11 protein-coding genes are annotated in these 14379 nt (G+C 62.9%); 7 read left to right on the top strand and 4 right to left on the bottom strand.

Annotation, left to right across the window (positions count from 1 at the left end):
* Together LDN75_RS20325 and LDN75_RS20330 are read left to right on the top strand one after the other, a co-directional pair.
* The gene (locus tag LDN75_RS20325) at positions 1 to 1263 is read left to right on the top strand and encodes an aldolase (RefSeq protein ID WP_223934487.1); all 1263 of its coding nucleotides are present in this window, start codon (positions 1 to 3) and stop codon (positions 1261 to 1263) included.
* Between the two features lie 13 nt (positions 1264 to 1276).
* Positions 1277 to 2089 carry a bifunctional allantoicase/(S)-ureidoglycine aminohydrolase gene (locus LDN75_RS20330; RefSeq protein ID WP_223934488.1) on the top strand — a complete coding sequence of 271 codons (813 nt, stop codon included), beginning with the start codon at positions 1277 to 1279 and terminating at the stop codon, positions 2087 to 2089.
* An 81-nt stretch (positions 2090 to 2170) separates the two neighbouring features.
* Here the strand turns inward: LDN75_RS20330 and LDN75_RS20335 are convergent, their stop codons facing one another.
* On the bottom strand, positions 2171 to 2467 hold the full coding sequence (locus tag LDN75_RS20335; RefSeq protein ID WP_223934489.1) for a hypothetical protein: 297 nt from the start codon (positions 2465 to 2467) through the stop codon (positions 2171 to 2173).
* A 475-nt stretch (positions 2468 to 2942) separates the two neighbouring features.
* On the opposite strand from LDN75_RS20335, the gene LDN75_RS20340 reads away from it, so the two are divergent.
* The 5 genes from LDN75_RS20340 (at position 2943) to LDN75_RS20360 (ending at position 9468) form a co-directional block, all read left to right on the top strand.
* On the top strand, positions 2943 to 3443 hold the full coding sequence (locus tag LDN75_RS20340) for an ATP-binding protein (protein WP_223934490.1): 501 nt from the start codon (positions 2943 to 2945) through the stop codon (positions 3441 to 3443).
* A gap of 105 nt (positions 3444 to 3548) precedes the next feature.
* A complete protein-coding gene (locus LDN75_RS20345; protein ID WP_223934491.1) occupies positions 3549 to 5729 on the top strand; it encodes a transglycosylase domain-containing protein in 2181 nt (726 codons plus the stop codon).
* A 96-nt stretch (positions 5730 to 5825) separates the two neighbouring features.
* Positions 5826 to 6557: a glutamine amidotransferase gene (locus LDN75_RS20350; RefSeq protein WP_223934492.1), complete on the top strand. Its 732-nt coding sequence runs from the start codon at positions 5826 to 5828 to the stop codon at positions 6555 to 6557.
* Between the two features lie 233 nt (positions 6558 to 6790).
* The gene (locus tag LDN75_RS20355) at positions 6791 to 7951 is read left to right on the top strand and encodes an MFS transporter (protein WP_223937654.1); all 1161 of its coding nucleotides are present in this window, start codon (positions 6791 to 6793) and stop codon (positions 7949 to 7951) included.
* A 194-nt stretch (positions 7952 to 8145) separates the two neighbouring features.
* A complete protein-coding gene (locus LDN75_RS20360) occupies positions 8146 to 9468 on the top strand; it encodes an ammonium transporter (RefSeq protein WP_223934493.1) in 1323 nt (440 codons plus the stop codon).
* Between the two features lie 133 nt (positions 9469 to 9601).
* Here the strand turns inward: LDN75_RS20360 and LDN75_RS20365 are convergent, their stop codons facing one another.
* The 3 genes from LDN75_RS20365 to LDN75_RS20375 all read right to left on the bottom strand — a co-directional run bounded on the left by LDN75_RS20365 (position 9602) and on the right by LDN75_RS20375 (position 14205).
* Positions 9602 to 10207: a DUF1992 domain-containing protein gene (locus LDN75_RS20365; RefSeq protein ID WP_223934494.1), complete on the bottom strand. Its 606-nt coding sequence runs from the start codon at positions 10205 to 10207 to the stop codon at positions 9602 to 9604.
* Positions 10208 to 10304: 97 nt separating this feature from the next.
* Complete coding sequence (locus LDN75_RS20370; RefSeq protein WP_223937655.1) at positions 10305 to 11486, bottom strand: VCBS repeat-containing protein; 1182 nt, start codon at positions 11484 to 11486, stop codon at positions 10305 to 10307.
* A 406-nt stretch (positions 11487 to 11892) separates the two neighbouring features.
* Complete coding sequence (locus LDN75_RS20375; RefSeq protein ID WP_223934495.1) at positions 11893 to 14205, bottom strand: bifunctional SulP family inorganic anion transporter/carbonic anhydrase; 2313 nt, start codon at positions 14203 to 14205, stop codon at positions 11893 to 11895.
* Positions 14206 to 14379 lie beyond the last annotated feature (174 nt).

The raw sequence follows: 14379 nt of genomic DNA on the forward strand, positions 1-14379 counted from the left end.
ATGGGTTCCTTTACCCCGGAGGACCTCGCCCGAATTGATTCACAGCTCGCCGCCACCGACCAGTTGCTGGACCGCAACTACCCCGGTGACGACGGCTCGCGCCAGCCCATCCACACGGTGTACGTGCCCGCCGACCGCTTCACACCTACCTTGGCTGTCGAGTGGGGCGCCCAGGCACTCGCGACGGCGGAGGCGCACGGCGGCCTGGAAAAGCTCGGCCAGCTATTGGGCCAGGAGCCGGACCTGGCGGCCGCTGTTGCAGCCCGCGTCGCCGCGAAGCTGGCTTCGGAGCCGATCGAGGACCTGCGGTTGGACTTCGAGGACGGCTATGGCGATCGCGGCGATGAGGCAGAAGACGCCGACGCCGTTGCTGCCGCCGAGACTGTTGCCGCCGCGGTTGCGGCTGGGACTGCTCCGCCATTCATCGGCATCCGCTTCAAGTGCTTCGAAGCAGCCACCCGTGCCCGCGGCCTGCGGACCCTGGATCTGTTCGTCTCCACGCTTGCCGCTGCTGGTGAGCTCCCGGCCGGACTGATCCTCACGCTGCCCAAGGTCACAACGGTTGCGCAGGTGCAGGCCATGGACTTCGCAGTGTCCCGTCTTGAGGAAGTCCACGGTCTTCCCGCCGGCAGGCTCCGCTTCGAGGTCCAGGTGGAGACGCCGCAGCTCATTCTGGGCGCCGACGGAACGTCTCCCGTGGCACAACTCCCCCACGCCGTTCCTGGTCGCGTCAGCGCATTGCACTACGGCACCTACGACTACAGTGCATCTCTGGGAATCTCTGCGGAGTACCAGTCCATGGAGCACCCTGTGGCCGACTTTGCCAAGGAAGTCATGCAGCTCGCGGTGGCCGGCACCGGCATCCGCCTTTCCGACGGTTCCACCAACATCATCCCCGTGGGCGATGGCGTTGAGGACGCTTGGAAGCTCCATGGGCGCTTGGTGCGTCGTTCCCTCGAGAACGGCTACTACCAGGGTTGGGACCTGCACGCCGCCCAACTGCCCAGCCGCTTCTCGGCGTCGTACGCCTTCTATCGCGAGGGCCTGCCCGCCGCGGCACTCCGCCTCCGCAACTACGTGGAACGCACCGAAGGCGGGGTCATGGACGAACCCGCCACTGCGCGTGCACTCGCTGGCTTCGTCCTTCGCGGCGTCCAGTGCGGCGCAGTTGGGACCGACGAGGTCAAGGCGCTTGCCGGCGTCGAACTTTCCCAGCTGACCGCACTGGCGCACCCGCGGCTGGCACAACCTACTTCCCACTGATGAGGAGCATTCGATGAGCAAGTACTACTACCCTCAGGGCGGCCTGCCGCCGCAGACCCACCTCACCACGGAACGGGCCATCGTCACCGAGGCTTACACGGTGATCCCCAAGGGTGTCATGACGGATATCGTCACCAGCAACCTGCCGGGTTTCTCCAACACGCGTTCGTGGATCATCGCGCGGCCGATCTCCGGCTTTGCCACGACGTTCTCGCAACTGATCGTCGAGATCGGCCCCGGCGGCGGGGCTCCCAAGGCCGAGTTCGAGGCAGGCGTTGAAGGCGTCATCTTCGTGACCAAGGGCCAGGTGAACCTCACCCTCGACGGCGAACTGCACCATCTCGAGGAGGGCGGCTACGCCTACCTGGCCGCCGGCTCCGAGTGGGGCGTGGAGAACGTCTCCGACGACATCGTCTCCTTCCATTGGATCCGGAAGGCGTACGAGCGGCTTGAGGGTTACGAAGCCAAGTCCTTCGTGACCAACGAGAAGGACATTGAGCCCACCGCTATGCCCGACACGGACGGCGCTTGGAAGACCACCCGCTTCACGGACTCCAGCGACCTCGCCCACGACATGCAGGTCAACATCGTCACGTTCCAGCCCGGCGGTGTGATTCCGTTCCCGGAAACCCACGTCATGGAGCACGGCCTGTACGTCCTCGAGGGCAAGGCAATGTACCTGCTCAACAACGACTGGGTGGAGGTGGAAGCCGGCGACTTCATGTGGCTGCGCGCGTTCTGCCCACAGGCCTGCTACGCGGGTGGTCCGGGCGAGTTCCGTTACCTGCTGTACAAGGACATGAACCGCCAGGTGAAGCTCACCTAGTCTTTGCTGCCCACGCCGAGATCGCCGGAAAGCTCCTGATTCGCTGGAGCTAACTGGCGATTTCGCGTTTCTGCGGCGAACTCAGCGGCGGCGGCCGACGGTGTGCCCCGCCCAGAACGCGAGGATGAGCAGGCCCAGAACCGCCACGGCCAGCCCGAGCTGCGTCCCTTGGCTGATAAATGCCGTGCCATTTGCCACGAATGTTTGATTGCTCAGTGGCGCATAGGAAAACCAGCCGATGGGTTCGTCTTTGCCCTTCCACGCCACGATCAGCCCAACGATCACGGCGATCAGCCCCAGCATGGGCACGACGACGGCCGCCAGTTTCCGTGAAGGCCTCGGTGGGCGTTGTTCCCCAAGTGTATTGTTGTCCCCCATGCGGGCGAGTCTAGCCTGCGCGCCCACCCAACTAAGGGACAGCAACCTCTCTGGCCATGGTTCACTGTGGCATTGGCGGTATGGCCGCGACAAGCGAGTTCGCTGGAAAGCTGCGAAATCGCCGGAGCCTTCCCTGCGCTTTGGCACGTTTCCCACGAGCTCGGCGCAGGGGCCCTTGGCCGCCAGACGCCTTGCCGAAACAACCGCCGTCGAAATCATCCAACCGATCCCCAGTGCCTGCCGACTGCTGCTCGCGGAGCTGCCACAGGAAAGTTAGGCCCCACCAACAAGGCCCGACGGCGGGACGCAAGTTCCGCCGTCGGGCACCCCCGCACGAGGTAGCCCACCTCCGCAAGCCCGCCCCGCAAACTTGATGGGAAATTGAGCCAAACAAACACAGTCCTTGATTTTGCCGCGCCACGCTGGAAGCAGACGAAGCACCAATATAAAGGGGCTTCGGCAACGAATAACCAGCATGAATCACGATGATGTGGGGGAACCAATGGAACAGGCACCAGCGCCAACGGAGGTGATCGCCGTCAAGGGCATCATCCAGGACCAGCACCCCGTGGACTTCCACGCACTGGGGGTCGCAGGATGCATCGACAGGCTTGCCGCGCCGCTTCGACGCTCCGGCGTGACCGTCTACTGGCACACACCCCACCACGGCATCGAGATCTCGTCCGCATCCGCCGCGCTGCTCTACCACGTGGCCCAGGAGACGTTCAGCAATACCCTCAACTACGCGGAAGCCAGCGAACTCACCATCCGCCTCAACGCCGTCTACCACGGCATCCAACTCACCATCATGGACAACGGCAAGGGTTTCGAGATCCACGCCGCCCCCAGTGGCCGCCGGCACGGCTTCGGCCTGCTGCTGATGTCCATAGCAGTACACGACGCCGGCGGGACCGTCGAGATCGACTCCGAAGTTGGGCGGGGCACCAGTGTGAGGGTCACGCTGCCGCTGGATTGAGTCCAATTTGGGACCTTTTTGGGGCCCCAACCCATGGATCGGTGGCGTCCTCAGACGTATTCTGTAGCTACTTTTCAGCCTGACATCTCGACGGAATGGCACGAAATGGCGCGGAACAAGGGTCCACGGTTAGGTCTGGGCAAGGTCCTCCTGAGGATCTTCGCGTTTTTCTTCGTGAGCATCCTCAGCGGGGTGCTGATCTGCGGTTTCATGGTGCCAGTGGTTCAGTTCACCAGCACCACCATGGGGGGTTCCATCGGTTTTTACGAGAGCCTGCCCAGCCAACTAGACGTTGATTCGCCGTCCCTTTCCAGCACTGTGGTCACTGCAGACGGCCAGCACATCGCCACGTTTTATGCAGAGAACCGCGTGAAGGTACCACTGGACCAAATGTCGCCCTTCATCCGTCAGGCGATCGTGGCCATCGAAGACAGTCGCTTTTACGAGCATCCGGGAGTGGATGCGCAAGGAATCATCCGGGCGCTGACGTCCAACGTGACCAAGGGGACCCGGCAGGGCGCGTCGACCCTGACCCAGCAATATGTCACCAACGTGCTGAACGAGTCCCGCCTCTCGCAAGGGCGGCCCGAGGACGTGGTGCTCAGCGGGGACAAGACCATGGGTGACAAGCTGCGCGAGATCAAACTGGCCTTGGAGCTCGAGAAGCGCTTCAGCAAAGACCAAATTCTTGAGGGATACCTGAACATCGTGTTCTTTAACCGGAACGCATACGGCATCGAAGCCGCTTCACGCTATTTCTTCAGCACCTCAGCGAAGGACCTCACCTTGCCACAGGCCGCGCTTTTGGCAGGCCTGGTGAACGGGCCCAGCGTCTATGACCCCACAACCTCGCCGGAATCAGCGTTCGCCCGCCGAAACTTGGTGCTGGACAGGATGCTGGAACAGGGCCAGATCACGCAAGTAGATCATGACGCGGCAGTCGCTACCCCAGTTGAGCTGAAAATCACTCCGTCCCTCCAAGGCTGTGCAGGGGCCTCCATCGCCACGTACTTCTGCGACTACGTGTCCCACCTGATCCTCAACAATGAAGCCTACGGCGCAACCGTGGAGGACCGCGAACGGCTCCTGTACCGGGGCGGGCTCACCATCACCACCACTTTGGACAGCCGGTTGCAGGCGGCGGCACAAGTACAGGTGGATGCCTCTGCAGGCGCCAACCCGGACAAGTGGGGCGCTTCGATGACCACCGTGCAACCAGGCACAGGAAAGATCCTGTCCATGGCACAAAACACGGTGTTCGTTCCGCAGGACGGGAAATTCGATACCCAGTTGAACTTCAACGTGGACGCGAAGGACGAAAACGGCAACGACCTCAATGGTGCAGGTGGCTTCCAACCCGGCTCCACCATGAAGCCGTTCATCTTCGCGGAGTGGCTCAACGAGGGCAAGTCGCCCACTGCCGTGGTGGATGCTTCCCGCCGGGTCTACCCGGTTGGCTTCCCGTGGCGTTCGAGCTGTGGGAAGGTGCTGGGTGGATACAGCACCGCGCAGAAGGCGCAGAACCTTGGCGCGGACGATGACCTGCAGAACAACGATGAGGGCTACTACCGCCCCATGCCCATTAATTACGGCCTCTATAACTCGATCAACACCGCCACATTCGCCACTGCAGCCCAGTTGGATTTCTGCGGCATCCAGAAAATGGTGGACGCGGTTGGTTTGCACAGCGGCCTGGACAACGCCCCGATCAACATGCACCAGATCGGCAACCTCCTTGGGTCCATCGGCGTCGCTCCCGTGGTCCTGGCGAGCGCCTACGCAACGTTCGCCAACGATGGCACCTACTGCAAGCCCATCGCCATCACCGATATCAGCGACTCACAAGGCAGGAAATACCCGGCCCAAACTCCTGAATGCAAGGAGACTGTGAAACCAGCCGTGGCCCGAGGGGTTACCGCAGTGCTTCAGGACGTGCTCAAGCTCGGATCCGGCGTCTACATCGAACCCAAGGTACAGAACCAGGTCCCCGTAGCGGCCAAGACAGGTACCTCCAACAACAACGGAGCAACATGGGTGGCTGGCTTCACCACCCGGCTCGCCACGGCCTCATTCTTTGGGGATACGACGGCGGGACAACAGCGGGCGGGACAGAACGTCACCATCAACGGCAAGTTCTACAAGTCATTGGACGGCTACATGATCGCCGGCCCGCAGTGGGCCAACTACATGATGCAGGCGACCGCCCTCTACCCGAGCGGTGCCTTCAACCCACCCGCGCCCCCGCCGGCGCCGGGTCCGAGCACGTCACCCGCAGCGCCGCGCTAAGTTCTGCATTGCGGGGCCCGGTCTGCGCGCTATTCCGCCTAGCCCAGCTGACGGAAAGACTTGGAAAGCCAGCCATTCCTCCCGCAGACTGGGCCTGTGAAGCCCTTCCTTCTGTTGGCGACCCGCGCTGAAGACGCAGCAGCGGATGACGAGTACCAGGCCTACCTCCGGTACTGCGGGCTCCGGGCTGAGGAACTGGTCCGCGTCAGGATGGAGGCGGCACCATTGCCAGCCGTTGAGTTAGCCGATTACTCCGGTGTGATTGTGGGCGGCAGTCCTTACACCTCCAGTGACCCTGTAGAGGAGAAGAGCCAGGCCCAGCTTCGCGTCGAAGCTGAACTCTCAGCGCTCTTGGATCGCATCGTGGCCGCGGACTTCCCCTTCCTGGGTGCCTGCTACGGCGTTGGAACCTTGGGTGTTCATCAGGGAGCCATCATCGACCGTCGCTACGGGGAACCGGTCGGTGCAACGGAGATCAAACTGACCGCAGACGGGGAGCGCGATCCCCTGCTCAAAGGCCTGCCTCATACCTTCGAAGCATTCGTTGGACATAAGGAAGCCTGCAGCCAACTGCCGGAGAACGCTGTGTTGCTCGCGAGTTCCGCAGCCTGCCCTGTGCACATGTTCCGAATCAAGAAGAATCTCTACGCCACACAGTTCCACCCGGAACTGGATGTCGATGGTCTTATCACCAGGATTAATATCTACAAGAACGCAGGGTATTTTCCCCCGCATGCTGCCGATGAGCTCATCGAAACCGCAAGGCATGCCTCTGTGACGGAACCAATGCGGGTGCTGAGGAATTTCACGGAACTCTACGCTCGCTAGGGGTCTTGCGGGGCCTGCTCTGCGCCCCACGAGGGGGTTTCTATCAGAGCCTCCCTCGCGCTGCCATCGCTGGGTAGCGTTGTGGTTACTCACGCACATGCCCCGCACGTGATTCATCCATGAGGAGCAATCTTTTGAAGCAGGACCCTTTGGCGGTCGAAGCCCAGGTACACGCGTCACCATATGAAGCAAAGACCAAGCCAACCCCGGCGAAAACCCGGGCGGCGAGCAAGATTCCGTGGGGCGGCCTTTTGGTGCTTGCCGCCGCGGGCTTTACGGCTGTCACCACAGAACTGCTTCCCTCTGGACTGCTCCCACAGATCAGCCGGGATCTGGGTGTGGATGAATCGGCTGTAGGTTCCCTGACCGCAGCATATGCAGCCATCATCGTTTTCACAGCCCTTCCCCTATCCCGTCTCCTTGGTGGGCGGGTCCCGCGGAAGACCCTGTTGATGGGGACGGTGCTTGCCTTCGCGCTCAGCAACGTCTTGCTGGCTTTGAGCACGAATCTTGAAGTGGCCATCGCCGCAAGGCTTTTGGGCGGTATTGCCCATGGCATGTTGTGGTCGAGCATGGCGCCGTATGTAGCGCGCATCGTCCCGGCGCACTCAGTAGGCAAGTCCATGGCGGTGGTCTTCAGCGGGACCAGCATCGCGTTGGCTGTCGGGGCCCCGATCGGCACACTGATGGGAACCCTCATGACATGGCGGGTTTCCTTTGTGGTCCTGGCCGGGGTTGGTGTCCTACTGGCATTTTTGGCGCTCTGGCTGCTGCCGGCTGCGCACGATCCCGGCACGCACAAGACGCCGTCGATCCGGGCAGCCCTCAAGCTACCCGGTGTGATCGCCGTGGCCACCGCTTGGCCGCTCTTGTTGCTCGCACACTTCACACTCTTTACATATGTTGCCCCTTTCCTGCTCGCCTCTGGATTGCCCGAAGCCCTCACTGGCATTTCCCTGTCTGTGGTCGGGATCTCTGGCTTGGTTGGAATTTGGATCGCTGGCCTGACCGCCGATTCCCATCCACGGCGTTCGGTGATTATCGCCGTCGGGCTTCTTTTGCTTGCCTTCGCGCTGCTGCCGGTTCTGGGCGGCACGTGGGTGGGGGTCTTCGCGCTGATGGTTGCCTGGGGCGTTTCGTTCGGAGCGATCGGCATCTACAACCAGGCGGCAATCCTTCGCGCTGGCGGGGAGCACAAGGATGCAGCCAACGGACTCACCGTAGTGACCATTCAACTGGGGATCGCCGTCGGCGCCGGGTACGGTGCGTTGGCGCTGACCACTGTTGGCGCTCAGTTGGTGCCGCTGGCCGCAGCGCTGCCAACAGCAATAGCCTTGGCGATCATCATTTCCAGCAAGCGCGGCGGATACCCGGCAGGGCCACGCGAAAAATGACCACACGAGAAGCGCCGGTAACATCCCCGAAACATGCCAGTCACGTGATCTTCACGAACGTGGGGTTTCTGTAACTTACCCGCAACTTAGCTCTTCTGAGTCGGAAACATAGCTCACCGAATATTGATCGGGGGGAAGTGAGGGCCACGCAACACCGGGCCCGTTTCGGACAGGCTTGATCAGAAGGGAACGCAGTGGAGATCTCTGCGCAACACGTCTGGCTGATGTTGTCATCGGCAATGGTGCTTTTCATGACCCCGGGGCTCGGCCTTTTCTACGGCGGTATGACCCGTGCCAAGGCAGCCCTCAACATGATCATGATGAGCTTCATCTCGGCGGGCATCGTTGGCGTCGTATGGGTACTGTGGGGTTACTCGATGACCACCGGCGACGGCTTCCTGGGCTTGTTCGGCAACCCCTTCGCGCACTTCGGGCTCCAGGACCTCATGGGTTCGCCCGACCTCCTCAAGGTAGTCTTCGCCGCTACCTTCGCCATCATCACCGTGGCACTCATCAGCGGCGCCATCGCCGACCGCGCCAAGTTCGGCGCCTGGGCACTCTTCGTCCCCATCTGGGTCACAGTGGTCTACTGCCCGCTGGCTTACATGATCTGGGGCGGGGGCTTGATGAGCGCAGGTGGGGCCGTCACGCAGATCTTCGGCCAGGTGATCGACTTCGCCGGCGGTGCCGTGGTTGAGGTCAGTTCAGGTACCGCCGCCTTCGTCCTCGCATTGATCGTGGGAAAGCGTCACGGATTCGCCAAGGACCCCAACCACCGCCCCCACAACGTCCCGTTCATCATGATCGGCGCAGCAATCCTCTGGTTCGGGTGGTTTGGCTTCAACGGCGGTGCTGCAACCACTGTTGAGCAGGCAGGCCTGATCTGGGTCAACACCTTGGTGGCTCCTGCCGCTGCGATGCTGAGCTGGTTGATCACGGAGAAGATCCGCCACGGACACCCGACTTCGTTGGGCGCAGCTTCCGGTGTCGTTGCCGGCTTGGTGGCCATCACCCCTTCCTGCGCCAACATCACCCCGCTCGCGGCCCTTGGCCTGGGACTCGTTGCTGGTGCCGCCTGTGCCGTGTTCGTGGACCTGAAGTACAAGTTCGGTTTCGACGATTCCCTTGACGTCGTGGGCGTGCACTTCGGGGCCGGCGTGATCGGCACACTTTCCCTTGGTTTCGTTGCCTTCCCCACGGAAGGCGTGGCTGGTGGGCTCCTTTACGGCGGCGGCGTGCAGCAACTCGTGGCACAGACAGTTGCCGTGCTGCTCACCATCGCCCTCTCGGGCCTGGGTACGCTGCTCATTGGCCGCGCTATTCACAAGACCATCGGCTTCCGCGTTGCCCACGAACACGAAGTCACCGGGGTGGACCTCACCCAGCATGCGGAGTCTGCCTACGAGTTCGGCCTCACTGCCCACGGCCACTTCCGCCAGCAGCAGGCGCACTTGTCGTCGCTGATCAAGGGTGGACGCAAGGAGTCGGCGCAGGCAAAGGAAGACAGCCTGGTCTAGCGGCACCACACAGCAAAACGGCAGACGACGGCGGCACCCACGTGCCGCTGTCGTCTGCTGTTCGTCGGGGCCCCGCCCAAGTAGGTAGCAGATGAGGGCCGTTTTGAGGGCTCAGAACGGCCCGACCTGCTACTTAGTTGGGTGAACCCGAGCCGTTCCAGAGGCGTTGCCACCAGCTCCGTTTCGCCTGCGGCTCGAGTTCTGGCTCTGACGGAGCGGACGCGGCCCTTCGTTCACGCCATAGATCAAGCTCAACGTCCACGTCGCGGAGCTTCGTGACCACCGGTGGGCCGCCCTGGAGCTGTCTCCGGGCTTCGATGACCCGCTGGTTGAAGTCCTCCAGGATGTCGCGAACCTGTTTCTCCGTGTACTGCTGGTCCAGCTTCGCGTCGAGTTCCGCGTCCTCAATGCGGAGCAGGATCGCCGGAGGACCAACCCCGCTCAGGCGCTCCCTCTGGATAAGGCCCTTCACCCACCAATCGGGGTCGTAGCTTTCCCCCAACCCCGGGATCGGTTTGCCGGCATACTTCAGGTTGTCGAACTTGCCTTGGGCCATAGCATCACGGATGAGGTATTCAACCCGGGCGGCGTCATCGACCTTCCGGCGCTTCTCGCGTTCTTCGGCTTCGGCAGCTTCAAGCTCCGCCTCTTCCCGGGCATTGCCGCCCGAGGCCCGTACCGCGTGCAATTCGGCGCCGCGCTCCAGCCGTCGCCGGAATGAACTGTTCTCGGTGTTCACGCCTGGCCCCCTTGCACGGCAGCCCTCGCCTGCCGGAAATCGTGGTTCTGCGTCCAGTATTCCGCAAACTCCCGGTGGCTGCGGAGCCAAAAACGTACTAAATCAGTTCCACGAAAATGTCCCACCCCGTGCCGATGGCGCCGCCGGCGAAGTAGCGGAGCAACTCGCCGTCGGGGTTGATGGCCAGGAGGTCGTTCCGGGGCTGTCGCACGCCGCCATTAACTGGCAGTTCAACATTGTGCGTATAGCTTCCAGCGCCGCTGATCCCGGACATCGCGCCCCAACCCGGGCCCAGTCGGGTCGGCGGGTACCAGCCAAGATGGCCGTCAGTGGGGTACTGGTGCAGGTAGCCAGCGTGATCCCGCCCGTAGAGATCCACCCAACCGTCACCGGTGACGTCCCCGGGAGCGATGATCGTGTCGAAGATCTGCCATCCATTGCCGGCTACGACACTTGGCAGCCAGCCGCCCTCGCCGTCGCCCGGATAGAGCAGGAGCCTGCCGGCGGCGTCACGACCGAGGACGTCGTTGTTGCCGTCGGCGTTGAAGTCGCCGGGCCCGAGGACGGTATTAAAGATGTTCCAGCCCGTTCCGACCACTGACCGGGGAAGCCAGCCGCCGTCGCCGTCGCCCGGATACAGGTAGAGGACGCCACCCGCATCGCGTGCCAGGATGTCGTTATTGCCGTCCCCGTCAAAATCGCCGGGCGAGAACACAATGTTGAACACACCCCAACCCGTCCCGACCACACTGGGCTCGTCCCATTCAGACGTGTATCCCGGGCACGTTCCGGAACTGAAGCACCATCCGGGCTGGTAGGTGTAGGTCCTCGGGTATAGGACCAATTCACCGGAAGCGGTGCGCCCTAGAAGCTCGAAATTGCCCCGGCCCGTCCAGCCCATGGCGCGGTTGGACGCTGCAATGGGTGCGGTTTCCTTGCTTCTCAGCTCTACCTGGTCCGGGCACCCCTGCTTCTCGGGGGTCGTGGGGCGGACCCTGAAGGAAATGAAGGTCCCGCGGTCCTCGGGCACGAGCTTCAGCGTCTCCTCCTGCCGCTCTTCGGGCAGCGGAAGTCCGCTGCTGAGCCATTCGATGGTGTAGCCGTTGGGGGCGGATTCGGTCTTGTCGCACCCACCGAATTCGCCCGGCGCACCCATTATCAGCTCCGACCCGACAAAACGCATCCCCAGCATAGGGACCACGCCCTCTGCCGAAATGAATCCTGCGGGCATCGGGGCGGACGCCGTCGCCGGGGCCGCCCCGATGCCCGCCGACGACATCAACAGCAAGACTGCTGCTGCAGTTCTCCAAAGTTTTGGATTGCAATTTACCGCCATGGTTCCCCCTCCGCCCCGCGCTGCAGGACACCCTTCTTCAAGCTTTTCCAAGCCACGAATTCGCCCAAGCTACCACCAGTTTCCTGTTCCGTCTGCCGCCGAGTCGGTGTGCCAAGAAAGACGTACGACGACGGCGGGCGGCACCCGCCGTCGTCGTACGTCTTGGCTTTGATCAGCGCGGTTCAGGCAGCCGTGCGCCCGAACACCACCTTGTAGAGCAGCGCCGCGGCGGCGGCTCTGAATCTGTGCCTTCACGACCCCCTTTGAACGCCGGACGGCCCCGACACGCCGCAGGTGAACGGCGTGTCAGGCAAGTATCACCTCAAAGCAGGTCATGAAGCAGCGCCGGCTACTGAACGGCCATGCTCGGGTCCAGTTGCTCGATGCCCTCAGGAGTCACAAGGACCACACGGGCCGTGCAAATGTCGTAGAACAAGCCCGTGGCCTGCGCTTGCCCGGCTGCCAAGGCCGGCCCAGTGACTGGGTGCTCTTCGAGTTTCTGGAGCTGGACAGCGACATTCACCATGCTTAGCTGGTCGAGGCGGCTGTAGCCTTCAGCTTCGGCAGCAAGGGCTACCGGATGACCGTCCAACAGCGAGCGGTAGCTCGGCCGGGCGTGCCCCAACCAGGCATCGAATCCCCCACCCAAAGCTGCCGGCGCACCCTCAGCGTCGGCTATGACGGCCTTCATCGCGCCACAGTTCGAGTGGCCGCAGATCACGATCGAGTCCACGGACAAGCCCTTGACCGCGAACGCCAGTGTCGAGTCGATCGAGGCATCCCGGCCATCAGGGCACACTACGTTGCCAATATTCCGCAGTGTCAGCAGGTCGCCGGGGCCGCTGCTGGTGATGAGGTTGGGGTTCACGCGCGAGTCGACGCACGCAACAAACAGTGTGTCCGGATTCTGCCCCTCGGTCAGATCCTGCACCAGCGGGCGAACCTTATCTGCGTAGCGTCGATGGTATTTGTCGATGCCAAGGAGGATCGACCGCAGCGGAAGCTGCCCGCCGTCGTCGTGCGCTTCCTGGTGGGCCCTTTGCAAAGGCGAGGGCTGCCAGGAAGTCCGGGGCGGCAGGGGGAACTCGCGTGGATCTTGGCGCTGGGGCGTGTTGTCCGCGGCGTCTGTGAAAGCGGTGGTTCCATGTTCCTCCAGCACCACCGAGGCGCCGCTGGCGCGGTGTTGCGTCTGCCAGGCGACCAGCGCCTCGCGGAAAGCGTGATCGAGGTAATCGGCGTTGAGTTCAACCACTACGTCCTGGCCTTCGGGCACGGAGTGCAGGACGCGGTTCAGTCGGGGCAGGGCGAAGAAGCTACAGGACCCGGCGATCGTAACGCGCCACGGGAGCTGCCCCCCGGCGGGAGGATGGGCGTGGACCTGGGCACGGAGTACCCGCCACAGCACGCAGAGGGCCGCGAGTGCGAGGCCGATAATGACGCCTTCGAGCAGGTTGAGTACAACAACGCATGCCAGCGTGACCACGTAGACCAAGAGGTCGCCGGTGCGCAGGCTGGTTTTGATGTCGGCGACCTTGATGAGCTTGGCGCCGATAACCAGCAACAGGCCGGCCAGCACGGACAAAGGAATCAGCTGGATGAGGCCAGCGAACAGTGCCGAGAACACCAGGACCCACACGCCGTGGAGGATGGCGGACGCCCGGCTCGCGGCGCCGGCCTCAACGTTGGTGGCGCTGCGGACGATCACGCCCGTCACCGGGAGGCCACCGAGCATTCCCGAAACCATGTTGGCGGAGCCTTGTCCTACGAGCTCGCGGTTGAGATTGGTGCGCGTGCCTGCGTGCATCTTGTCCACCGCGACCGCGGACAGCAGCGATTCGATGCTTGCGATCAGGGCTACCGTGATGACTGCCATGGCGGCGGCACGCCAGTTGCCGTCGGGCAAGCTGGGCAAGGCAATGGCGTCGAACAGCGAACCGCTGAAGCTGATGCGCTCAACGCTGGGCGCAACTGCTGCAGACAAAGCGGTGATGGCGACGACCGCCGCCAGCGGGCCGGGAATCTTCCGCACTACAGTGGGCAGGTATTTCCAGGCAAGGAGGATGGCCACAACTGCCAAGCCCAGCAGGGCGGAATGCAGTTCGACGTTGGTGATGGCCGCTGGCAATGCGGTCAGGTTTTCGACGGCGGACCCAGCCGCCTGGCCACCGAGCAGCACATGCAACTGCTGCAGGATGATCGTGATGCCGATGCCAGCCAGCATCGCTTTGACCACCACCGGCGAAACTGCCAGCGCCGCCCGGCCTACCCGGCTAATACCCAGCAACAACTGCACGACGCCGGCGGCTGCGGTAATAGCGCAGGTCACCTGCCAGCCGAACTCGTCAACCAGACCGGCCACGACGACTGTCAGTCCGGCGGCAGGGCCGCTCACCTGCAGTGGGGAGCCGCCCAGGCTGCCCGCGACGATTCCTCCGATGGCTGCTGCGATGAGCCCGGCCATGACGGGTGCTCCGGAGGCAGCGGCGATACCGAGCGAGAGCGGAAGGGCAACGAGGAAGACGACGAGGGATGCGGGGAGGTCGGCGCTCAGGTTGCTGAGGAAGTTGGGCTTGGTTGCTTTGCCCGGGCTTCCGGGCGGGTTCTTGCCCGGCGGGCTGTGGGAGTCGGTGGAGATGGACGCGGAGTCGTTCGACTGTGGCACTTGGTTTTCCTTTGGCTCGGAAATGCTGACCACTCCAGCCTAGGAATGCTGTCACGTGCAATGACAAGATGATGTGATTCTTGTGACAAAATCTGTGAACATGCGCCGTCATGTGGCGACCAAAGGGAACTTTTGCAGGGGTGCCGGGCGTTAGGGAGTTCCGCCTCTACCTCA

Source organism: Arthrobacter sp. StoSoilB5, from assembly GCF_019977235.1.
Classification (GTDB): domain Bacteria; phylum Actinomycetota; class Actinomycetes; order Actinomycetales; family Micrococcaceae; genus Arthrobacter.

What these genes read in the sequence shown, in the direction of transcription:
- LDN75_RS20335 (WP_223934489.1), bottom strand. Translation starts at nt 2,467, where the DNA reads ATGGGGGACAACAATACACTTGGGGAACAACGCCCACCGAGGCCTTCA.
- LDN75_RS20340 (WP_223934490.1), top strand. Translation starts at nt 2,943, where the DNA reads ATGAATCACGATGATGTGGGGGAACCAATGGAACAGGCACCAGCGCCA.
- LDN75_RS20345 (WP_223934491.1), top strand. Translation starts at nt 3,549, where the DNA reads ATGGCGCGGAACAAGGGTCCACGGTTAGGTCTGGGCAAGGTCCTCCTG.
- LDN75_RS20370 (WP_223937655.1), bottom strand. Translation starts at nt 11,486, where the DNA reads ATGTCGTCGGCGGGCATCGGGGCGGCCCCGGCGACGGCGTCCGCCCCG.
- LDN75_RS20325 (WP_223934487.1), top strand. Translation starts at nt 1, where the DNA reads ATGGGTTCCTTTACCCCGGAGGACCTCGCCCGAATTGATTCACAGCTC.
- LDN75_RS20330 (WP_223934488.1), top strand. Translation starts at nt 1,277, where the DNA reads ATGAGCAAGTACTACTACCCTCAGGGCGGCCTGCCGCCGCAGACCCAC.